This is a genomic window from Tenacibaculum sp. DPLXC6 (assembly GCF_056815515.1).
The window spans coordinates 2,522,392-2,547,120 of the sequence record NZ_CP141806.1 but is presented as its reverse complement, the minus strand read 5'-3'; the positions used below and the strand labels follow the sequence as shown (position 1 = coordinate 2,547,120).

Genomic DNA, 24,729 nt, shown 5'->3' with positions numbered 1-24,729 from the left:
CCATTTCTATTTTTTAACGATTCCTTTTTATAGGACCTGTAAAATCATCTATATTGTCTTTAACTTCGTTCACTTCCTTATTAATATCTCTCACAAAATCCGTATCTATACCTTGATTTTTTGCACTATCATTAATTTCTTTTTTAATGTCATTAGTAGCATCTTTAATTTGACGCATACCTTTTCCAAGCCCTCTTGCTATTTCCGGAATTTTATCCGCTCCAAATAACATGACTACTATCAACAGGATTACAAAAATCTCTGGTCCTCCAATAAATAAAAATATTCCATTCATCACTGCAAAGATAATTAAATTCAATCTGGTATTCTTTACTGAATAAAAAAAAGCCAAACAATATTTGCTTGGCTTTTTATTTTTATACTTAAAACGAATTAATCTGCAAGAATAATCGCTTTATTGTCTTTCATTTCTATGGTTCCAGACTTAATTTTTAAAGTCAAAATTTTATCATCTTCTGGTAACCTTTCGATGCTTCCATGTAAATCATCAAAAACTAAATGCTCTTGAGTATGTACATGTACTTTTACTCTTCCTTCATTTAAAATAGACACCACTGGTGCGTGATTATTTAACATTTGGAATTCTCCATTTACACCTGGCACTACTACAGAATCAACTTCAGATGAAAATAAGATAGCTTCTGGTGTTACAATTTCTAAATACATACTTTAATGCTTTAGGCTTTAAGCTTTTGCTTAAGGCAATTAATTACGCTTCTGCTAACATTTTCTCTCCAGCATCAATTGCTTCTTGAATTGATCCTTTTAAGTTGAATGCAGCTTCAGGATACTTGTCTAATTCTCCATCCATAATCATGTTGAATCCTTTGATAGTATCTTTAATATCTACTAATACACCTGGTATCCCTGTAAACTGCTCTGCTACGTGGAATGGTTGAGATAAGAAACGTTGTACACGACGAGCTCTGTGAACTACTAATTTATCTTCTTCAGATAATTCTTCCATACCTAAAATTGCGATAATATCTTGTAATTCTTTATAACGTTGTAAAATTTCTTTTACTCTTTGTGCACAGTTATAGTGTTCATTTCCTAAAATATCAGCAGTTAAAATTCTTGAAGTAGAATCTAATGGATCTACTGCTGGGTAAATACCTAACTCTGCAATCTTACGAGATAATACAGTAGTAGCATCTAAGTGAGCAAATGTTGTTGCTGGTGCTGGATCCGTTAAATCATCTGCAGGTACATAAACTGCTTGTACAGATGTAATAGAACCTTTTTTAGTAGAAGTAATACGCTCTTGCATTGCTCCCATTTCTGTTGCTAATGTTGGTTGATAACCCACCGCTGATGGCATACGACCTAATAAAGCCGATACCTCAGAACCTGCTTGAGTAAAACGGAAGATATTATCAACGAAGAATAATACGTCTTTTCCTTGAGCTTCACCAGCTCCATCACGGAAATACTCAGCAATTGTTAATCCAGATAAAGCTACACGAGCACGTGCTCCAGGTGGCTCATTCATCTGACCGAATACGAAAGTTGCCTTTGAATCTCTCATTCCTGGTTTATCTACTTTAGATAAATCCCATCCACCATCTTCCATAGAGTGCATGAAATCATCACCATATTTGATAATTCCAGACTCTAACATCTCACGTAATAAATCGTTTCCTTCACGAGTTCTTTCTCCAACTCCTGCAAATACAGATAAACCTCCGTGTCCTTTTGCAATGTTGTTAATTAACTCCTGAATTAATACTGTTTTTCCTACTCCTGCTCCACCAAATAATCCAATCTTACCTCCTTTTGCATAAGGCTCAATTAAATCAATTACTTTAATTCCAGTAAATAACACTTCGGTAGAAGTTGATAATTCTTCAAATTTTGGAGCTTGACGGTGAATTGGTAAACCAGCTTCACCTTCTTTAGGTAAATCTCCTAATCCATCAATAGCATCACCTGTTACATTAAATAAACGACCGTAGATATCATTACCTATTGGCATTTGAATTGGGTTACCAGTAGCAACTACTTCTTGCCCTCTTTGTAAACCATCAGTTGCATCCATAGAAATGGTACGAACTGTATCTTCACCAATGTGTTGTTGAACTTCTAAAACTAAAGTTGAACCGTCTGCTTTTTTAATTTCTAACGAATCATAAATCTTTGGTAATTCAGCATTTTCTGTATTAAACTCAACATCGATTACTGGACCAATAATTTGAGAAACTTTACCTGTTATTGTAGACATTACTATATGTAATTAAAGTTATTTTATTTACTATATGAGTTTTAACTCATTTTTTCAAGGTGCAAAGGTAATTTTTTTAGTGGAATTTAAAAAACCTTTCGAAGTATTTTTCCATAAAAAAAAGCCTCACGAATGTGAGGCCTTTATTGATGTTATAATTGTAATTAAATTACTTTACTAATTTAATCTCAACACGTCTGTTTTCAGCTCTACCAGCTCTTGTCTTGTTATCAGCAATTGGGTAGTCTTCACCAAATCCAGCAGAAGTTAATCTTTTTGAATCGATTCCTCCTTTAGTGATTAAGTAATCTAAAACAGCTTTAGCTCTTTTTTCAGATAATCTTTGGTTTAAAGTGTTAGATCCTGAACTATCAGTGTGACCTTGAATGCTAAAGTTAGCTTTAGGGTACTCCTTCATAATTCCTGCGATTAAATCTAATTTACCAGTAACTCCTTTTCTGAATGAAGTTTTACCTGAGTTAAAGTAGATAGCTCTTGCGAACTCGTTTAATTTCTTAACAGCTTCTTCTTTGATTACTACTTCAGGACATCCGTTGTTAGATGCTACACCTGCTTCGTTTGGACATTTATCATCTTTGTCTAATACTCCGTCTCCGTCAGTATCTGGCCAAGGACATCCGTTGTTAGCAGCTGGACCAGCTTCGTTTGGACACTTATCTTTTCCGTCTACAACACCGTCTCCGTCAGCATCAGGACATCCGTTGTTAGCTTTAGTTCCTTTTTCAGTTGGACAAGCATCATCTTTATCAGCGATACCATCACCATCAGCATCAGGACAACCATTTAAAGCAGCTAAACCAGCAACTTCTGGACAAGCATCGTCAGAATCTTTGATTCCGTCTCCGTCAGTATCAGGACATCCGTTGAATTCTTTTAATCCAGCAACTTCTGGACAAGCATCATCTTTATCATATACTCCGTCTCCGTCAGTATCTTTTCCTCCGAACTTAAATACTAAACCAATTGAGTGTTGGAAGTGATCTCTTACTTTATCAGCAAATTCTTTCTTTCCTCCTGTTTGGAAATTTAAACCTAAGTTATCGTTAAACCAAACGTTGAATCCAGCACCAGCATTTAACATACCTTCACCTTCATCAGCTAAAGAAGTATAACCTCCACCAACGTATACATAAGGATCCCACCAACCAGTGTTACCTACTAAGTTGTTTAAGTCATACTTTACGTTAGCATCGATAGCCCAGTAAAGCTCATCCATATCATCTTTTGTACGGAAAGTCTCAATCTTGTTTAAAGACCCTGCTAATTGTAAAGTAAAACCATCGTTTAAATATCTATCAACAGTTACTCTTGAAATTGATGGTAAGATATTCCAGTCACTAGTACCGATATAATCTTTAGCATAATCTCCAAAATCTGAAGGGATCCTAACGTCTACTGCGTTAACCCCGAAACCAACCGCCCAAGGGTTGTCTGAATCCTGTGCGCTAACGTTTACAGCAGCAAACGCAAATAAAGCCATCACAGCTAATTTTAATTGTTTCATTATTAAAAATTTAAATTAAAAGTTCGTTTATATATTACGCAAATGTAAGTTGTTCAAACTTATTTACAAAAACAAATCTACAAAAACTTACAATAAAAGCAAGTTTTTGAACGACTATTTTATATCACTTTCAACTCTTTTCCAACCTTGATAAATGCGTTTATTGCCTTATCTAAATGTTCTTTTTCATGAGCTGCTGATAATTGAACTCGAATTCTTGCTTGCTCTTTTGGAACTACAGGATAAAAGAAACCTATTACATAAATTCCTTCTTCTAATAACTTATTTGCCATAGTTTGCGACAGTTTTGCATCATACAACATCACTGGCACAATTGCTGCATCAGCTCCTACTAAATCAAAACCTGCTTTTTCCATTTCTTCACGGAAATAGTTTGTATTCCATTCTAATTTATCACGTAATGTAGTATCATTAGATAATAAATCAAATACTTTTAATGAAGCTCCTACTATTGCTGGTGCTAATGAGTTTGAAAATAAATACGGACGTGAACGTTGACGTAAAATTTCAATAATTTCTTTTTTACCTGTAGTATATCCTCCCATGGCTCCTCCAAGTGCTTTTCCTAAGGTTCCTGTAACAATATCTACACGATCCATTACATTTTTCAATTCTACAGTTCCACGCCCTGTTTTTCCGATAAACCCAGCCGCATGACATTCATCCACCATCACCATAGCATCATATTTATCTGCTAAATCACAAATTTCATCAAGCTTTGCTACAATTCCGTCCATAGAAAAAACACCATCAGTTACAATAATTTTAAAACGATGCCCTTGTTTGTTTGCTTCAATTAACTGTTCCTCTAAAGAAGCCATGTCATTGTTATTATAACGATAACGTGCTGCCTTACACAAACGAACTCCATCAATGATAGATGCATGATTTAAACTATCAGAAATAATAGCATCCTCTTTAGTTAACAAAGGCTCAAAAACTCCTCCGTTTGCATCAAAAGCTGCAGCATATAAAATGGTATCTTCTGTAGTATAGAAATCAGCTATTTTTTGTTCTAATTGTTTGTGAATATCTTGTGTTCCACAAATGAAACGTACAGACGACATTCCAAAACCATGTGTATCCATGATATCTTTTGCCGCTTGAATTACTTCTGGATGATTTGACAATCCTAAATAGTTGTTAGCACAAAAATTAACTACTTCTTCTCCTGTAGATATTTTAATCACTGCATCTTGTGATGAAGTAATTATACGCTCTGACTTATATAATCCAGCATCTTTTATATCCTGAATTTCTTGTTGTAATTGTTCTTTTATTTTTCCGTACATAATTTATGTTTGAAAGTTGTTTGCTATAAAAGTTCAAAGTTAGTTGTTATACTTCTTCAACCAAAATTTCTTCGTCAATATATATAAGTAGTTTTTTCAATACCTTAAAATTCAACGTTTGTAATACTCTTCCATATCGCAATAATTGCTGATGATATGCTTTAGACGGTTTTCCTGTTTTATAATCAATAATTACTGCTTCGTTACCTTGATTAAAGATCAACCTGTCTGGGATTACTATTTGCCCATCAACATCTACAATTTCTCTCTCGTTAAACACTACAACTTCTTCAGAAAAGTATTCTTTTAATTTAGAATGATTTACTATTTGCTGTATGCTTTTTATTACTTCAGATAATTTTTCTTGAGGCAAAATCCCTTGTTGTTCATAACGATAAACAACCTTTTCAATATCATCTTTTGTAATAATTTCTGCCATCATTTCATGAATCAAATTACCAAACTCAATAGCTTTACCTTGCTCGGTATCCCACAATTTTGATGCACTTGCTAACATGTGAATATTATGTTCTTTCCACGGTGTGGATATAAAACCTTCTTGTATTTGAACTCCTGATGTTTTCTCCTTTAAAACACTTACCCTTTCTTTATTCCCAAAGGAATATTCTAAAACCTCATCACTCCATTCACCAACCTTTTTTAGATAGTTAATAAATACTCCTGAGTAAAAATTCGTGTTTTCTTCACCTTTGGATGAAATTTTCCTTTCTGTTACAATATATAATTGCTCCACAGCTCTTGTAAGTGCTACATATAATAAGTTGAAATTATCTAGCTCTAACTCTTCTCTTTGTTGCTGGTAAATCTCAGAACCTCTATCATTCACATAACTCAAATCTTTATTGAAAGGAACGAGTAATTCTTTAAATTTGTCATAATTCCCTGGCAATTCATTTAACCAAACTTTAGGATTTATTTGTCTATAAACATCTAAATCATACGGAAAAATAACTACTGGAAACTCTAGCCCTTTTGATTTATGAATTGTCATTACTTGTACAGCATTCCCACTTTCTGGAGCTACAATACTTAATTTATCTTTTTTCTCTGACCAATAATCTAAAAATTCTTGAATACTTGTTCCTTTTCGTTGTTGTTCCAGAACTACATCTAAAAAAAATTGTACATAAGCATCTGAATAAGTGACTAATTGAAATCCTCTAATAATTTCCTCTATTTTTTCGTAAAAAGGTAACTGATGAAACATCGACAATTCAAAGGATGTTTCATAATCTTTTAATTCTTGAAAAATAGCTTTATTAGACTGATGTATTAACTTAGCTATAAACGAATGCTTGTCTTCCAAGACCTTTAAATGCTCATGTAAAAAATACAACATTTCTAAACAGGTTTCTTTATCGTTTGGATGCTGAATTATCTGTAGCGTGTTTACTATAAAGTTGACTTTTGAACTGTTTTCTAATAGTAATGTTTCTGAAGAAACTATATCAATTCCATTTTCAGATAAGTAATTCGCTACTGTAATTCCATCTTTCTTTTTACGAACTAGAATACAAATTTCATCTAGCGAAAATTCAGTCTCTAAACTTTTAACAAGTTCTAAAATCTTCTTCGGGTATTTATTTTTCTCTTGCTCCTTATCTTCTTCTTTTTCTAAAAAAGATAGTGAGACAAAGCCTCCTTTTTTAGTTGTTGTTAATTGTTTATTTCCTTCAACAAACAATTGTTTGTAAGAGTCATTCTGTAAGAAATTTGCAGTATGTTGAAAAAACTGATTATTAAAGTTAATCACCTCAGCATAACTTCTAAAATTGGTTTCTAAGGTTTTTACTTCTTTAGAAATTTGAAATGGGTTATCTTTTTCTGAACCTAATCCTATAAATTGTTCTGATTTACCTCCACGCCAACGATAAATTGCTTGTTTTCCATCACCTACCAATAACAAATTACTATTTTCTTGTGCTAATGCATTATCTATTAGCGGAATTAAATTTTGCCATTGCAAGGTTGATGTATCTTGCATTTCATCAATAAAATAATGCATAAAACGCTGCCCAATTCGCTCATAAATAAAAGGTGCAGGTTGGTCTTTAATATTTTCCGAAATTAGCTGATTAAATTCAGCATTCAATCTTAAATTATTTTCTTCTTTTAAATGTGTTAATTCTTGATTGATATTGTTTAAAACCGCTAACGGAATAATACTTTTCAATGCTAGTTTATTCATTGAAAACTGTTGATATAATTGTTCCGATTCTGTATACATCTTTAGTAGTTCTGGTAAAACTCCTTCAATAGCAGATTTTACATCTTCTGGTTTTGACTTGGAATAAAAATTACTCTCCTCAATTCGCTCTCTTAATTTGCTTTGATCAAAAAACTTTGCTTTTTCAGGATTACTGGCTAGTGCTACAAAATGATTTGGCAACATCGATCGATAAAAATCTTTATGATCTAACTTTACTGATTCAATCACTCTCAATGCTTCATCTCCAACCTCTTTCCATCTGTTTTTTATATGTATTTGGTGTTTTGAAATCTTGGTTTTTAAATCGGTAAAATCAGCAAGTTGTTTATCAGCTAGTTTTTTAAAGTGCTTAGTATCATCTTCATTCAATAAAATTTTGGAAAACTCGTTTAATTCACGAGAAATATCCCAAGATTTATCGTCATCTGCCTTATCAAGCGAAAAATCTATCAATAATTTAGTCAATGTTTCATCACTTCCTATTTTTGAAATTAGCACATCTACTGCTTCATTTAATAAAGAAACAGCATCCATTTCCACTTCAAAATTTAAAGGCAATCCTAAATCGTAGGCAAAACTTTTAATTATTTTATGTGTAAAACTATCAATTGTTGTGATTGAAAACGCAGAATAATTCCGAAGAATTTCATTCAATATCTTCTTACTTCGATCTTTCACTACGGTTCTATCAAGTGAATTTTCTTCTAGGATAATTTCTAGCAAGTCATTGCTTTTTCCATCAGCAAAATCTTGTAGATTGTCCAACACACGCTCTTTCATTTCTCCTGCTGCCTTGTTGGTAAACGTAATTGCCAATATTTTTTGAAAACGGAAAATATCTTCAGACCTTAGTAAAACTTTTAGGTACTCTTTTACTAGAGTAAATGTTTTACCACTACCCGCAGAGGCGTTGTATACTTGAAAAATAGATGGTTGCTGCACTAATTAAATTTTATGCAAAATACAAAAAGCTAAACAGGATTTGTTTAGCTTTTTAAGTTTATTATTATTTAATCTCTACCCTAAACCAACGTCTAAAGACATCATTACTATAAATCCACCTATAAAACCTAGAGTTGCAATGTCGGTATATTTGTCTCGTTGGGTTTCTGGAATTACTTCTTCTACCACTACAAAAATCATTGCTCCTGCAGCAAACGCCAAAGCATATGGTAAAATAGGTGTAAAAAACGATACTGCTACTGCTCCTAAAACTGCTGCTACTGGCTCTACAATAGCTGACAGTTGTCCGAACCAAAAACTTTTAAAACGACTTATTCCCTGTCTTCTCAAAGGCATAGCTACCGCAAATCCTTCTGGAAAATTTTGAATTCCGATACCAATAGCTAATGAAATGGCAGCAATAATCATTTCTGTTTGCTCAACTCCTACCATTGTTGAAGCAGCTCCAAACAAAACACCTACAGCTAATCCTTCTGGAATGTTGTGTAAAGTTATTGCCAAAACTAGCAAAGTGGTTTTATGCCAATCTGTTTTTACACCTTCCACTTCATGCTCTTTAAAGTTTATATGCAAGTGAGGCAACAACTTATCCATCCCAAATAAAGCCAACGCTCCCAGAGCAAAACCTATTGCTGAAGGTAATACTTTTACAAATCCTTCTCCTGGACTGTTATCAATTGCTGGTGCTAACAAACTCCAAAAACTTGCCGCAACCATCACTCCTCCTGTAAAACCAAGCATTCCATCTAAAACGGCTCGGTTCATTTTTTTAAAAAAGAAAACTAATGCTGCTCCTAAAGCAGTTAAACCCCAAGTAAATAATGAAGCATATAACGCTGCTTGAATAGGGTGTTCTTTCCCAAAACTAACTAATTGATTAAATAAATCCATTTATAAAAATATTGTCTCTTTAACGTGGTTTTTGAATATATAAGTTACTTGCTATTTTGTTAGATACAGAAAGTGTTTTACCATCCATCTCTATGACTAAAGAACCATCAAAAGGTTCTTTTTCGACTACTTTTATTTGTTTTCCTAAGGCGATTTCTTGTTTATCTAGAAAACGCAAAAATTCTGAAGAGCTATCGTCAACTCCAACACAAACTCCTATTTCATTTTTCTTTAAAGTAGACAACAAGCTTTTTTCTATTATTTGCAGGTTTCCTTCTTTATCTGGAATAGGGTCTCCATGCGGATCTCTTTTTGGATAATCTAAAAAAGCATCCAGCTCATTAATTAATTTTGGAGACTTTATATGCTCTAATTGTTCCGCTACTTCATGCACTTCATCCCAAGAAAAGTTTAGTTTATCTACTAAAAAAACTTCCCATAATCTATGTTTACGAACAATATTCGCAGCTGTTTTTTTTCCAAAATCAGTTAACGTTACTCCCTGATACTTTTTATAACTAACAACATTTTTCTCTGATAGTTTTTTAACCATATCAGTTACTGAAGACGCTTTTGTATCTAGCTTTTTTGCTATTGCATTTGTACTGATTCCTTTTTTATAATCAGCCGCTAAATGATACATTGTTTTTATGTAGTTTTCTTCAGATTGACTAAACATTATGATTTTTTTAGGTATACAAATATATAGTTTTTGATTTAATTAAACATATTTTTAGTCTAGACTAAAAAATAATTTATATTTGCATAAAATTTTAATTTAAAAACTGTTCAACAGGAAACCATTTTCAACATGAGAAATCATATTGCCATAGCAATTATATTATTATCAAGCATTGTAAACGGACAAGTAATTAAAGGAAAAGTTACTTCTTCTTCAGGAGAAACCATTCCTTTTGTTAATGTATTTATAAAAGGAACAGATATTGGGACCACCACAGATGAGTCTGGAAACTATACATTAGAAACAACGAAAAATAAATTCGTTTTAGTTTCTTCAATGATTGGTTTTATATCAGAAAGAAAAACTGTTACCCTACACTCTTCTCAAGAAAAAATAGTCAATTTCACATTGATTGAAACTGCAGAAATTTTAGATCAAGTTACTGTCACCGGGACTCGTACCGATAAACGCAGAACTAATAGCCCAGTTATAGTTAATGTAATTAATAGTCAAACCTTGGCTGATGTACAAGCATGTAATTTATCAGAAGGTTTAAAGTTTCAAACTGGTTTACGTGTAGAAACCGATTGTCAGACTTGTAACTACACGCAACTTCGTATGAATGGATTAGCTGGCGGATATTCTCAAATTTTAATTAATGGGCGCCCCATCTTTAGTCCACTAACTGGATTATACGGATTAGAACAAGTCCCTACAAATATGATTGAACGAATAGAAGTTGTTCGTGGTGGTGGGTCTGCTTTATATGGCTCGAGCGCTATTGGAGGTACAGTAAATGTTATTACGAAAATTCCGAAAAAAAACAATTACAGTATCGGCTATACCTATCAAAACATTAAAGGAGCTTCAGATCACATAATTTCTGGAAATGCTACTATAGTAAATGAAGACAGAAACGCTGGTGCTTCATTTTTTATTAATAATAGAAAAAAAGAATTGTACGATGCTAACGGTGATAACTTTTCTGAATTACCTGAATTAAAGAATAATTCATTTGGAACTAACTTATTTTTCCTTCCGACAGATAATCAAAAGATAGAAGTGAATTTTAGTAAAATGAATGAATACCGTTATGGTGGAGAAATGGTTTATAAAGCCCCTCATTTTGCAATGCAATCGGAAGAACGTGTTCATGATGTTTATGTAGGAAATATTGATTATCAAATTAACTTTAATGATGACAAAAGCTCTATAATTTCTTATTTCGCTACACAATATACCGACAGAGAACACTATACTGGAATTCGACCAGACGTTGGCACTGATGAAGATACTAAGCACTTGGCTAAACCTCCTTATGGTAACTCAACAACTACTACTTTTCAAGGAGGGTTACAATTCAATCATCAATTAGAGAAGTTTTTAGGAGGAAACAATGTACTAACTTTAGGTGGTGAATTTGTACAAGATGATGTTTTTGATGTTATTGATGCATACGAATACAAAGTAGATCAATTAACTCAGAACTTTGGATTCTTTTTCCAAAGCGATTGGGAAATAAACAAACAATTAAATTTACTAACAGGTATTCGTTACGATAATCACAAATTAAATGCTTTGAAGCAAAACGGGACTGAAAAAGCTATTGTAAATAATGTTGCTAGTCCACGAGTATCTTTACTGTTTAAACCTTTTGAAAACACACAAATTAGAGGAACTTGGGGAACTGGCTTTAGAGCTCCACAAGCTTTTGACACCGATTTACATATTGCTTTTGCTGGTGGTGGAATTTCACGGGTACTACTATCTGACGACTTAAAAAGAGAACGTTCTAATAGTTATACCTTATCTTTTAATTATGATAAACCTACCGAACATTATATTTACGGATTCACTTTCGAGAGTTTTTATACTAACCTAAAGGATGCTTTTTACTTAGAATCTATTGGAGAGGATGAATTTGGTGAAGTTTTTGAAAAAAGAAATGGTGATGGCGCCGTAGTTAAAGGAATTACTTTAGAAACACGCTTCAACTATGATGGTATTTTACAATTAGATGCAGGTTTCACCTATCAGTCTAGTAAGTACAATTCAGCTGTTAACAATTCTGACGAACTTCCTTTAAAAGAAGAGTTTTTACGCACTCCTAATACCTATGGATATACTACAGCAACCTATACACCAAACCAAAAATTTAAGACAGCTTTAAATTTAGTATATACAGGTAGTATGGAAGTACTGCATTTAGCTTCTCCCCAAAACCTAACAGCAGATGAATACTTCAACTCTCCTTCTTTTTTTAATTTAGGGATTAACAGTAGCTATACTTTTAATATAGAAAAATTAAATACTAACCTAGAGTTTACCGCTGGTATTAAAAATATTTTTGATGCATATCAATCAAATTTTGACGTAGGTAAAGAACGTGACAGTAATTTTATCTACGGTCCCGCTACACCAAGAACCTTCGTTTTCGGCTTAAAACTCTCTAGTAATTAATATTTAGGTAACATACATTTCTTTGGTTAACATTTAAGAAACATTCTAATAATACAATAGTAATTTCTAACTAACATTAGGTTTACAATACCACATCACTTTTGCAGGGTATTTAAGAACACAAGTTAGTTAGAATGAAAAAAATAATAATTATTACTCTTTTAAGCCTTTGCAACTTTGCTTTTTCGCAAAGTAAAGGAACTGTAACGGGGACTGTAACAGATAAAGAGATGAGTGGCGAGGCATTACCTTTTGCTAATGTCTTTATTAAGGGAACTTCAATCGGGGGGACAACCGATATGGACGGTAAGTACACGCTTAGTGTACCTGCAGGAAATCAAACTATTGTTTTTAGTTTTGTTGGTTATCAAACAGTTGAAAAATCAATATTAGTAAAAGCAAATGAAACAATTACAATTAATCAGGACTTAGGTGCAAATGAAGGGGTTGCATTAGATGAAGTTGAGATTAAGGCTTCTACTAGTAAAGATAAGGCTAGTGCTTTATTATTAGAACAAAAGAAGGCAACAGTAATAAAAGAAAGTATAGGAGCAGAAGAGCTTTCTTCAAAAGGTATTTCTGATGCTGCAGGTGCTGTTTCAAAAATATCTGGTGTTTCTAAACAAGAAGGTTCAAGTAATGTATATGTACGTGGTTTAGGAGATAGGTATTTAAACACAACGATGAACGGTCTTTCATTACCTTCTAATGATATTGCCAAGAAAAACATAGACCTAAACTTATTTCCATCTGACATCATTCAAAACGTATCAATTAGCAAAGCATATTCATCAAACTTTTACGGAGACTTTGCTGCTGGTAATATTGACATTTCTTCTAAAGAATATAGAGGTAATGGATTTGTAGAAGTTAGCATTGGATCTGGTGTTAATTCTAGAGCTATGGGAGAAGACTTCAGAAAAAGTGAAGGGACTGGTAATTTTGGTTATTACAATCGTTTTAAGCATAACCCTTTTGCTGTAGTTCTTTCACACGGTGTTGACCCTGTAAATGCGGGGAGTCCAATTAACAATTCTATTGGTCTGAACGCTGGTAAGTCATTCGATTTTGAAAACGGTAGTAGATTAAGTCTTTTTGGTACTGCTTCATTCAGCAGAGACTTTGAATACAGAGAAGGACCTGTCGTAGACTTTACAAATGTATTTAAGAAAGAATATCCTAATGCAAAAGAATACGAGTATTCTACTTCAACAACTGCAATGCTAAGTGCTTTATATAGAATTGACGACAATAATAAAGTTAAGTTTACATCTTTATTTTTAAATAACTCTGGCGATGAAGTAGGTTATTATGGGTTTAAAGGCTTAGGTAAAAACAGGGACGCTTTGAATAATACTGATGAAGGTTTTTATCAAATGAACGTTCAATACAATCAGGACTTAGTTTTTGTTAACCAATTAACTGGAGAACATAAGTTCGAAGACAATAAACTTAAGTTAAGCTGGGGAATTGGTTATAACAATGTATTTGCTCATGAACCAGATAGAAAGAGAATAAGCTTAGAAAATTTTCAAAATACTTTAGATAACGATCCTAATACAAATGCCATATTTTATACAAATAACTCATTTGACAACCAACGTTATTTCCAAAAAATTATTGATGAAGAATTAAACAGTCGAGTTAATTTAGCTTACCAAGCTACTGACAACCTAACTTTAAATTTTGGTTATAATGGTAGAATTAAAGAAAGAGACTTTAATAATATTAGGTATGGTTATGATATTTTAGATTCAAAATATGAAGTTTCTGATGTAAATAATTTTAACAGTATTTTCAATATTAATAATGCTCAAATTTTTAAAAACCAAACAGGAAAAATCTTTAAACTAGATGTTTTCAGAAAGTTACCTGGTTTTGAAAACAGCAACATCGCTAGTTTACCTGGTTTATATGAAAACACTTACAATGGTACATTAAAAATACATGCAGGATATATTTCAGGAGAAATTAAGTCTGGTGAAAAATGGGTGTTTGTTCCTGGTATTAGAATAGAGTCTTTTAACCAAGAAGTTACCTACGACGTAATCAACATTAACCCTAATGACCCTGGTTTTAGAAATGCATCAGAAACATTTTTCTTACCTAGCTTAAACGTAAAATATGCTGTAAACGAAGATCAAAACTTACGTTTCAATTTCAGTCAAACTGTATCTGTGCCAGAATTTAAAGAAGTTGCTCCTTTTATTTACGAAGGAATTGGACAAAGAATTGGAGGTAATCCAGATTTATTAGATAACCCTTCATTTTCAAAAATCTTCAACTTAGATTTAAAATACGAATGGTTTATTTCAAGAGATGAATTATTATCCATCGGAGCTTTCGGTAAACAAATCAACGACCCAGTAAACTTAGTAATTGCAAATAGTGCCGCTGGTAACCAACGTTACTTCAGAACTGGAGATAAGGCTACTGTAGCAGGTATTGAAATTGAAATGCGTAAAAACTTAGTTAAAGACGAAGATGATGATACTGTAATGTCTGCAGGTGTTAACTTCACCTACATGCATACTGATCAGGACTTAAAAAAAGAAATTAAAGGAGTATCAGGATACGCTACAACATTTAACAGAGATAGTGATGAGTTACAAGGAGCCTCTCCTTTCTTAGTTAATGCTAACTTAAACTACACTCCAACTCAGTTTAAAAACTACAAACCTATCACATCATTAGTGTTTTCTTACTTCTCAGATAGAATTCATGCTTTAGGAGCTGGTGAATTAGGGAATATTATTGAAAAAGGAGTGCCTACAGTGGATTTTGTTTGGAAAAACAAATTCGGTGAAAACTGGGAAGTTGACTTAAAGGCTAAAAACTTACTAGATCCATCTATAAAAAGAGTTAGAGAAAATACTTCAATTGGAGATGTAACTCTATCTGAATACAAAAGAGGAACTAATATAAGCTTAGGACTTAAATACAAATTTTAACAAAAATAAACTCAATAAAAGAATACAATTAAACTTTAAAACAATGAAAAATAATTTTTTATTAGGATTAGCTTTAGCAGCTACGTTATTTGCTTCATGTGGGGATGATGATACAGCAGATATTATTATTAATGATAACAGTGTTACAAATAACACAAATAATAGTGGAGGTGACTCAGACAATGACAATGTTGTTGAATTGAAAGGAAACTATACTACTGATTTAACATTAGATGCTTCTAAATCATACACAATAACAGGACCAACTATATTTGAAGATGGTACTACTTTAACAATTCCTGCTGGAACAGTTATTAAAGCTGCAGCTACTGGTGCAGATGTTTATTTAGCTATTTCTCAAGGAGCAAAGATTATGGCCGATGGAACTTCTAGCCAACCAATTATCTTTACTTCTAGCGCTACTACTCCTAATGCAGGTGACTGGGGAGGATTAATCTTATTAGGTAAAGCTCCTATTAACTCTGTAGCTGGTGGTACTGCTACTTCAACTTCTGAAATCGCAAGTTTACCTTACGGTGGTGATACAGCTGATGACAACTCTGGAACTTTACGTTACGTAAGAGTTGAATATTCAGGGGGAAAAGCTGATGGACAATCAGAAAACAATGGATTCTCTTTCTACGGAGTTGGTAATGGAACAACTGTAGAGTACATCCAAATGTTTGAAGGAAAAGATGATGGTGTAGAGTTCTTTGGAGGAACTGTAAATGTGAACAATGTATCTGTTGTTAATGCTGAAGATGATTCTATCGACTGGACTGAAGGATACTCTGGTACTATTACAGACGCCTATGTAAAGCATGGTACTGATCACGATAAAGGAATTGAAGCTGACGGTTACAATACTGATATAGGAAACTTATCTAGCCCTAAGTTTTTCTCTAAGCCAACAGTAACTAACTTAACTATTGAAGGATTAGGTTCTGGAACTGCAAATGAAGCTATCCGTTTAAGAGCAGGTACTCAAGGTATTTTTAACAATATTTTATTAATCGGTTTTGCTGAAGGATTTGATTTAGATGGTGATGCTGCTGACAACCCAACTGGTAATGGTGTTACTTCTGGTGACTTAAAAGCTACTGATGTAAAATTTGAAGATGTTACTGTTAAAGTAAAAAATGATACAGGTGTTACTTTTACTGATGCTGATTTCGTTACTGAAAATGCTACTGCAACTGGTACAGACTATGCTACCTGGGGAGCTGGATGGACTAGACAATAAAACTTACATCCCCTAACAATAAAAAAACCGAGCATGTTGCTCGGTTTTTTGTTTTATAGTTTATTTACTTTTTAGTAATCTGTTGTTAACTCATAAACAAGGAAAAATCTTGATTTTTATAAGTGATTAATTATAAAATATATAAACTATGAAAAAAAAATTATTCCTTTTAGCATGCTTATTGTCACTACAAGTTTTTTCTCAATCTTATAATTCTCACGTTTTCTATTCAAGCTCTAGAGCTTTAGGAGATTTCAATAAAGAAATGGTTGAAAACATTCCTTGTGAAGAGACATTTGATTTTCAAGATTTAATTGGTAGGTTTTATGTGAACATTCAAGACTCAACACCTTTAGAACCTAACAAGTTCTACTTTTTAGATTTCGGTCAGGGCTTCAATTACTATTATTTAACATCTTCAAGAGTTGGTGAACATTCAGATGAAGATTACAGATTAAGCCTTCCTCATTCAATAACTCAAGTATCATGTAGAAGCACTCCTTTGCCAAAACAAATAAAAAGTTTTAAAGTAAATCAAGCACACTATAAAAATTTTTCAAGAAATACTACTTTTGAATACGAATACGAAATTCAAGGTGATTATAGAGGTAAAAATAATAGTGGTAATAATGATATTACTATCTCTATATACTACAACAGTGTCAATCAAAGTAACCTGATAACAAAAACTGTATGGGAAATGGATGAAGAGTTCTTCCCCATTTTAACCAAAAGAGAACCATGGGGAACTAGCTTTATTGACTATGACACCGACCCTGAAAGAAAATTTTATTTGAAATTTGAATATGCTGGTAATTCAGAGATACTTACTTATACGGTTCCTAAAGATACTAGAGATTTTGATGGTGATGGGGTACAAAACTGGCAGGACAACTGCCCTAACCAAGCAGGTCCTTCTTCTAACAATGGGTGTCCTCTTGGTAATCCTGATTTTGTAATTGTAAGCATATCTATTGATGCAGGTGGTTTAACCACAAATACCAACGATGATAATTCATTAACTCTTAGAGAAAATCAAGACCATAAATTCTGTGTGAATATTAAAAACACAGGTGCTGTAACTGGCACAATCAACAATACAGCTTTAATCTTAACAAATAATTCCGACTTAAGTAAAGCTAGTATTGTATCAAACCTCCCATATCCTAATTCATCTTTAACTATCTCTCCTAACCAAACAAAAGAAATGTGTTCAGAAACATATATAACAAATACTTATTTAGGAAATAATCTCACCAATTTTTATTATTTACATGCTATAGCTGACTATGATAATAACACCTCTGAATCTAATGAAGACAACAACCAAGTCTATGCTAGTGTTAACTCCTCTTCTTCTAAATCCCCTACCCAGTTGACTATCCATGATGTAAACGGGAATAAGGTTAAAGAAACTACTATCAACAACAAAACAGAAGAAACTGATGTTATTAAAAGCCTATCTGAAGGTTTCTATTTTATTGATAAAGACGGTAAAAAAAGTAAAATTTATAAAAAGAACTAATATCCTTTCTTTAAACAAAAAAACCGAGCAAATTGCTCGGTTTTTTTTATTTATTCTTTTACATCGGAAAGCTTATATAAAAAATCTTCTAGCTTTTTTAATTCTTTTGGTGGGTTACCTGCATCAAATGTGCTTGACCTATATTCCTTATCAGCTATTTTAATAGTGAATTCAGCATGCAAAGCCCCATCTGTTATTCTTTTTTCACTTGGCGCCTTTAAATCGCTTATTTTATCTAAATTCAACTCATTAACTATCCTTTTTAGCTCTTCTAACTGTTCTTTAGTTACTTCTTTAGTTCCTTCCTTTTGATACGTTTTGTATGATAATTTATTTCCTTCAATAGTTAACTGCACCAAACTTCCCCTTGTTTGAGCTTCATAAGCTATTTTATCAAACTCTTTTGTTTTATTCTGTGCTGCACAATTCATCATTAATAAAAACACTACTGGTATTATTATTTTTAAGTATTTCATCTATTCTTACTCTTTAGTTTATGATAATAAAAAGACGCTCTTTTAAATAAAGAACGTCTTAATATATGAATTTCGTATTAAAACAGACTAGTCTGCCATAGTAGCTCTAAATCCTCCTGGAGCAAATACTGCATCCATTCTAGCTTTTTGACCTTCTGTAAACATATACATACAGCTATCGTCAGAATAATCCATAAAGTTCATCGTCATATTAGCACTACCACACTCAATTACAGGGTAAGTAGGACATCCTCTACTATTTCCATCAGCGTCTGGAGTATCAGCAACAAAATCGCTAGCACCACATCCACCATCACCCCAAATGTGACGTAAGTTTAAATAGTGACCAACTTCATGCGTAGCCGTTCTTTGGTTACGACCAACAAAACTATGTGCTAAAACTACACCGTCTGTAGACCAGCTACCTCCTGGAAATTGTGCGTACCCTAAAATTTGCCCTCCTCTATATGGCATAACGTTTACAATCCAGATATTTAAAAACTCTTGTGGATTTACAACATCACTACCTCCTGAAGAAGTAAATTTCATTGAATCATCTGGTCTCCAGCTTCTCTTTTTTGTATTTTGAACTCTAACTACATCCTCAATAACAAAATCGATATTTACATTTGCTTCAACTCCTGCAAACTCAGCAGGCATTGCTCCTCTGTTAGGATTCTGCATATTAAAGTCTTCGTTCAATGCATCAATTTGGTCTTGCAATACCGATAATGATAAATTTTCACTTGCTTGACGATAAATTACATGATAAACTACTGGTATTTGTATTTTTCCATTTACTAACCTAGCTTGGACATCTCCAGATTTAACTTTTTGTAAGTAAGATGCTGTAAAGTTTTCAATGCTTTCCATTTTGCTCTTTAAACCAGGGTCATTAGCCATATTTGCTTCTAGAACATCGTTAGCAAAACATTGCTTTTCTGCTTTTTGCAGCGTTGTTACATCTGCTTCAGGTTCTAAATCTGGGTTTTGTTCATTTGTTTGACAACCTACTAAAATTCCAGCAGCGATTGCCATGGTAAGAAAAATTCTTTTCATGTTGTGAATGTTTAAAAATTAGTATTAGAAACACTAAAAAGTGTTGTTTGTTTTGTTAAAAAACTACAAACAAAATTCTTTTAAAGAAGATAAATTGTTAATATTTTATTATTTAAATAATAATTTGAAGGGTTTTTTAACGATACGCAATATATAATTTTCAACACACAATTAAAATTTTTTTTTCTTACTCATTTACAACACCTTAGTCCCTTTAAACATCACTTGCGAGAAATAAAAGACAATGCTCTCTTTTTTTAAACATCTAATAATGAAAACAGTAAAAAAAGTCATTTTTAATCATCAAGTACAAAAAAAGGTGCCCAATTGGGCACCTTTTTATTTTATATTTAAAGTAAGCGATTACTTAAGTTTCTTCTTAACTGCAACTTCAGTGTAAGCTTCTAATGTATCCCCTTCTTTAATATCGTTATATCCTTTTATTTGAAGACCACAATCGTATCCTTTAGTTACTTCCTTAACATCGTCTTTAAAACGCTTTAATGAAGCTAATACGCCATCATGAACTACAATTCCATCTCTAATTACACGAACTTTAGAATCTCTTGTAATTTTTCCTGTCATTACCATACATCCTGCAATGTTACCAATCTTAGAAATTTTATAAACTTCTCTTATTTCTACATTACCAAGAACTTCTTCTTTCATTTCAGGAGATAACATTCCTTCCATTGCATCTTTCAGGTCATTGATAGCGTCATAGATGATTGAATAAGTTCTGATATCAACTTCCTCTCTATCTGCTACCGAACGTGCATTTCCTTGCGGACGTACGTTAAATCCAACGATAATTGCATCTGAAGCTGTTGCTAACAATACATCAGATTCTGTAATTGCTCCAACTCCTTTATGAATTATATTTACTTGAATTTCTTCTGTAGATAATTTTTGGAATGAATCTGTTAAAGCTTCTACCGAACCATCCACATCTCCTTTTAAGATAATATTTAATTCTTTGAAGTCTCCTAACGCAATACGACGACCAATTTCTGCAAGTGTTAGTGTTTTTTGTGTTCTAACTGATTGCTCACGTTGTAATTGAGAACGTTTAGCTGCTATTTGCTTGGCTTCACGCTCATCTTCAAATACATTGAACTTATCACCTGCTTGTGGCGCTCCATCTAATCCTAAAATTGATACTGGTGTAGAAGGTCCTGCTTCTTTTACTTTTCTTCCTTTATCATCAAACATAGCTCTTACTTTACCACTATGCTTTCCTGCTAAGATATAATCTCCAATTTTTAATGTACCTGCTTGTACTAATATTGTAGATACATATCCTCTACCTTTATCTAATAAAGCTTCTACAACAGCCCCGTTTGCATTCTTATTAGGGTTTGCTTTTAACTCTAATACTTCAGCTTCTAATAATACTTTTTCTAATAATTCATCAACCCCTTGTCCTGTTTTAGCAGAAATTTCTTGTGATTGAATATTACCACCCCAATCTTCAACTAATAAGTTCATAGAAGAAAGTTGTGTTTTAATATTATCTGGATTTGCGTTAGGCTTATCTATCTTGTTTATTGCGAAAATAATTGGAACTCCTGCTGCTTGTGCGTGAGAAATTGCCTCTTTTGTTTGTGGCATTACATCATCATCGGCAGCTACTACGATAATTACTAAATCGGTTACTTGAGCTCCACGAGCACGCATTGCTGTAAAGGCTTCGTGACCTGGTGTATCTAAGAAGGCAATTTTTTGATCTCCAACATTTACAGCATAAGCTCCAATGTGCTGAGTAATACCTCCTGATTCCCCTTCAATTACATTCGCATTACGAATATAATCTAATAATGATGTTTTACCGTGATCTACGTGACCCATTACTGTAATAATTGGAGCACGAGTAACTAAATCTTCTGGTTTATCTTCTGTTTCTTCAATAGATTCCTCTACTTCAGCTCCAACAAACTCTACTGTATAGTTAAATTCTTCAGCAACAATTTGTAATGTTTCAGCATCTAGACGTTGATTCATTGTTACCATCATTCCTAGCATCATACAACTAGAAATAATTTGAGTAACTGGAACGTCCATCATCGTAGCTACTTCACTTACTGTAACAAATTCTGTTACTTTTAACACCTTACTTTCAGCTTGTGCTGCTTGTAATTCGGCTTCACTTTGCTGACGGTGAGCATCTCTTTTATCTCTACGGTATTTTGCACCTTTTCCTTTTTTAGATTTTCCTTGAAGTTTTTCTAAGGTTTCTCTAACTTGTTTTTGGATTTGTGCTTCTGTTAACTCTTCTTTTGGAGCGGTATTTTGTCTTCTACCTCTTTGACCTCCTCGGTTTCCACCTCTTTGGCCTCCGCGGTTTTGACCTCCTCTATTATTTCCTTGAGGTTTTGCTCCTGAACCTGGGGCTCCTGGTTTGCTAATTCTCTTACGTTTCTTCTTATCTCCGTCTGTCTTAGCTTCTGGTTTTTTCTTTTTTGGTCTTTCGAATTGTTTTAAATCAATTTTTTGACCTGTAAAGTTAGGACCATCTAATTTCTTGTACTGAGTTTTAATTTTCTCAGCATTTTCTGGAGTAACCTCAGTTTCTTTTTCTGATTGCTTCACCTCTTTAACCTTTTTTTCAACAGTCTTTTTTACTTCTTTAGGCTGTTCTTTTTTCTCTTCCTTTTTAGGAGTATTAACTGTTTTTGCTTTTGGCTTTTCTATTTTTGGAGGCTCTGGCTTTTTCTCTTCTACCTTTACTGGTTCTTCAACTTTTTTAGTTTCTTGAACTGGTTGAACAGGTTCTTCTTTCTTAGGTTCTTCTACCTTTTGCTCCTCTTTTTTTGCAGGTTCAGATTTTGCTTCTTCTGGTTTTTCTTCTACAGCTTTACCAGTTTCAACATCTATTTTACCTACAGTTTTAAGTTCTAACTTTTCTGCTTTGGCTTTTAAAACTTCTTGTTTTTTAGCTTCTTCTTCTAATCGTTTTCTTTCTTGCTCTTGCTCTAATTGCTGACGAATTGCCTCTTTCTCTTTTTTCTTTTCTTCGCTAACTTCTTTAGAGGCCACCTTTTTAGATTTATCAGTTTGAAAACCATCAAATAAAATTTGATATTCTTTATCTGATATTTTGGTAGTAGGGCGAGCTTCTATCTCATAGCCATTTTTAGCTAGGTGTTCTACAGCTCTATCTAAAGAAATGTTTAGTTCTCTTAAAACCTTATTTAGTCTTAATTTTTTGCCTTCAGCCATATATTGTTTTATACTTTTTATTGAAAAAACACACTTTACACGTAATACGCATAGTTATGCTTTTTTTCTACTTTTTGCTAGATTTTATATGGATTTCCCACAAAGGAAACTAGCTTCCTTACTATATTTAGTCTTCGAATTCTTCTCTTAAAATTCGTTGAACATCTAAAATTGTTTCTTCTTCTAAATCGGTTCTCTGTACTAGCATTGACACGTCTTTTTCTAAAACACTCTTTGCTGTATCTAAACCAATTTTCTTGAATTCTTCAATTACCCAAGCTTCGATTTCATCTGAGAATTCTGTTAACTCTACATCTTCTTCTTCTATTCCTTCTCTTTGAACATCTATTTCGTAACCTGTTAATTCACTTGCTAAACGAATATTAACACCAGCTCTACCAATTGCTTTTGATACTTCTTCTGGTTTTAATAAAACATTTACACGTCCTTTTTTACCATTCTTCTCTTCTTCATACATTTCAATGTCTACAGAAGTTACTTTTGCTGGACTTAATGCTCTTGCTACAAATAACTGCTCGTTCTTTGTATAATTGATTACATCAATATTTTCGTTTCCTAATTCACGAACAATACCGTGAATACGAGAACCTTTTACACCAACACAAGCTCCAACAGGGTCAATTCTATCATCATAAGAATCTACTGCTATTTTTGCTTTGTCTCCAGGAATTCTTGCAACACCTTCAATAGTAATTAAACCGTCGAAAACTTCAGGAATTTCTTGTTCAAATAATTTTACTAAGAACGCTGGCGAAGTTCTTGATAAAATAATAGCTGGTTTATTACCTCTTAACTCTACTGATTTTATCACTCCTCTAACTGCATCTCCTTTTCTAAAGAAGTCAGAACGAATTTGTTCACTCTTAGGTAAAACAATCTCATTTCCTTCGTCATCCAACAAAATTACAGCATTATGACGAATATGGTGCACTTCTGCACTATAAATTTCTCCTTCTAAGTCTTTAAATTGCTTGAAAACGTTTGTACTATCGTGTTCATGAATTTTAGAAATTAGGTTTTGACGCAATGCTAAGATAGCACGTCTACCTAAATCTACAAGCTTTACTTCTTCAGAAACATCTTCACCAATTTCAAAATCTGGCTCTATTTTTCTTGCTTCTGATAGTTCAATTTCCTCATTATCGTCTTCAGACATTCCATCTGCTACCACCACTCGGTTTCTCCAAATCTCTAAATCTCCTTTATCTGGGTTGATAATGATATCAAAGTTTTCGTCAGACCCAAACCTACGTTTTAAGGCTGCACGAAATACTTCTTCTAGGATAGACATTAATGTTACTCTGTCTATACTTTTATTATCTTTAAACTCCGAAAATGATTCTATTAACGCAATATTTTCCATTTCATTCTCTAATTAAAATATGATCTTCACTTTTGCTTCTTTAATATCTTGATACGCTAGTGTCTTTGTTTTCTCTACCGTATGCTTCCCTTTACCTATTGGTTTAGGTTCTCTTGCTTTCCAAAACAAGGTAATAGTATCTTCTGTTACCTCTGTTAAGGTTCCTTCAAATTCTTCAGTTGCTGTTTTAACTTTTAGAATTCTGTTTATGTTCTTTTTATACTGACGCTTAACTGTTAATGGTTGAGCTATATCAGGGGTTGTAACTTCTAACGAAAAATCTTCTTCTTCTCTATCTAAATTATGCTCTATATTTCTACTAATACGAATACACTCACTTAGAGGTACACCTGAGTCACCATCTACTATTACTTTTATTTTATTGTCTGCCAAAAACTGTAAATCTATTAAATATAATGATTCGTTTTCTTGTAAGGCTTCTTGTAATAATTCTTTAACTCGTTCTTGATTCATCTTAGGTATAAAAAGAGGGGACTCTCGTCCCCTTCATCTATCTGATTAATAAATTTGCTGCAAATATAGTAAGTTATTCATTAACACACAAA

General features: G+C 33.0%; 17 protein-coding genes. 4 read left to right on the top strand and 13 right to left on the bottom strand.

Annotated elements, in window-relative coordinates; all coding sequences use genetic code 11:
* Positions 1-13 precede the first annotated feature (13 nt).
* From VCM48_RS11435 to VCM48_RS11400, 8 genes are all read right to left on the bottom strand, one after another.
* Positions 14-295, bottom strand: coding sequence for a Sec-independent protein translocase subunit TatA/TatB (locus tag VCM48_RS11435; protein ID WP_274640964.1), 282 nt, complete (start codon positions 293-295; stop codon positions 14-16).
* Positions 296-393: 98 nt separating this feature from the next.
* On the bottom strand, positions 394-687 hold the full coding sequence (locus tag VCM48_RS11430; RefSeq protein WP_274640851.1) for a FoF1 ATP synthase subunit delta/epsilon: 294 nt from the start codon (positions 685-687) through the stop codon (positions 394-396).
* 43 nt (positions 688-730) lie between these two features.
* Positions 731-2,242 (bottom strand): F0F1 ATP synthase subunit beta, encoded by a 1,512-nt coding sequence (atpD, locus tag VCM48_RS11425; RefSeq protein WP_482270596.1) that lies wholly within the window; start codon positions 2,240-2,242, stop codon positions 731-733.
* 169 nt (positions 2,243-2,411) lie between these two features.
* Positions 2,412-3,767, bottom strand: coding sequence for an OmpA family protein (locus tag VCM48_RS11420; RefSeq protein WP_482270595.1), 1,356 nt, complete (start codon positions 3,765-3,767; stop codon positions 2,412-2,414).
* Between the two features lie 119 nt (positions 3,768-3,886).
* Positions 3,887-5,080 carry a glycine C-acetyltransferase gene (kbl, locus tag VCM48_RS11415; protein ID WP_482270594.1) on the bottom strand — a complete coding sequence of 398 codons (1,194 nt, stop codon included), beginning with the start codon at positions 5,078-5,080 and terminating at the stop codon, positions 3,887-3,889.
* 46 nt (positions 5,081-5,126) lie between these two features.
* On the bottom strand, positions 5,127-8,252 hold the full coding sequence (locus VCM48_RS11410) for a UvrD-helicase domain-containing protein (RefSeq protein WP_482270593.1): 3,126 nt from the start codon (positions 8,250-8,252) through the stop codon (positions 5,127-5,129).
* Between the two features lie 75 nt (positions 8,253-8,327).
* Positions 8,328-9,164 carry a ZIP family metal transporter gene (locus tag VCM48_RS11405; protein WP_482270592.1) on the bottom strand — a complete coding sequence of 279 codons (837 nt, stop codon included), beginning with the start codon at positions 9,162-9,164 and terminating at the stop codon, positions 8,328-8,330.
* A gap of 19 nt (positions 9,165-9,183) precedes the next feature.
* Positions 9,184-9,843, bottom strand: coding sequence for a metal-dependent transcriptional regulator (locus VCM48_RS11400; protein WP_440120574.1), 660 nt, complete (start codon positions 9,841-9,843; stop codon positions 9,184-9,186).
* Positions 9,844-9,975: 132 nt separating this feature from the next.
* Between VCM48_RS11400 and VCM48_RS11395 the strand changes: the two genes are divergently transcribed.
* From VCM48_RS11395 to VCM48_RS11380, 4 genes are all read left to right on the top strand, one after another.
* Positions 9,976-12,306, top strand: a complete 2,331-nt coding sequence (locus VCM48_RS11395; RefSeq protein WP_482270591.1) for a TonB-dependent receptor — start codon at positions 9,976-9,978, stop codon at positions 12,304-12,306.
* A gap of 134 nt (positions 12,307-12,440) precedes the next feature.
* Positions 12,441-15,257: a TonB-dependent receptor gene (locus tag VCM48_RS11390; RefSeq protein ID WP_482270590.1), complete on the top strand. Its 2,817-nt coding sequence runs from the start codon at positions 12,441-12,443 to the stop codon at positions 15,255-15,257.
* 43 nt (positions 15,258-15,300) lie between these two features.
* Positions 15,301-16,500 carry a multidrug transporter gene (locus VCM48_RS11385; RefSeq protein WP_482270589.1) on the top strand — a complete coding sequence of 400 codons (1,200 nt, stop codon included), beginning with the start codon at positions 15,301-15,303 and terminating at the stop codon, positions 16,498-16,500.
* 148 nt (positions 16,501-16,648) lie between these two features.
* Entirely contained in the window at positions 16,649-18,025 is a 1,377-nt protein-coding gene (locus VCM48_RS11380) for a thrombospondin type 3 repeat-containing protein (protein ID WP_482270588.1), read from the top strand.
* Between the two features lie 50 nt (positions 18,026-18,075).
* On the opposite strand, the gene VCM48_RS11375 is transcribed toward VCM48_RS11380, so the two are convergent.
* The 5 genes from VCM48_RS11375 to rimP all read right to left on the bottom strand — a co-directional run bounded on the left by VCM48_RS11375 (position 18,076) and on the right by rimP (position 24,637).
* Complete coding sequence (locus tag VCM48_RS11375; RefSeq protein ID WP_482270587.1) at positions 18,076-18,501, bottom strand: hypothetical protein; 426 nt, start codon at positions 18,499-18,501, stop codon at positions 18,076-18,078.
* Between the two features lie 87 nt (positions 18,502-18,588).
* Complete coding sequence (locus VCM48_RS11370; RefSeq protein ID WP_482270586.1) at positions 18,589-19,560, bottom strand: zinc metalloprotease; 972 nt, start codon at positions 19,558-19,560, stop codon at positions 18,589-18,591.
* A 363-nt stretch (positions 19,561-19,923) separates the two neighbouring features.
* Positions 19,924-22,779, bottom strand: a complete 2,856-nt coding sequence (gene infB, locus VCM48_RS11365; RefSeq protein WP_482270585.1) for a translation initiation factor IF-2 — start codon at positions 22,777-22,779, stop codon at positions 19,924-19,926.
* 127 nt (positions 22,780-22,906) lie between these two features.
* The gene (nusA, locus tag VCM48_RS11360; protein WP_274640837.1) at positions 22,907-24,163 is read right to left on the bottom strand and encodes a transcription termination factor NusA; all 1,257 of its coding nucleotides are present in this window, start codon (positions 24,161-24,163) and stop codon (positions 22,907-22,909) included.
* 12 nt (positions 24,164-24,175) lie between these two features.
* The gene (gene rimP / locus VCM48_RS11355) at positions 24,176-24,637 is read right to left on the bottom strand and encodes a ribosome assembly cofactor RimP (protein ID WP_482270584.1); all 462 of its coding nucleotides are present in this window, start codon (positions 24,635-24,637) and stop codon (positions 24,176-24,178) included.
* Positions 24,638-24,729 lie beyond the last annotated feature (92 nt).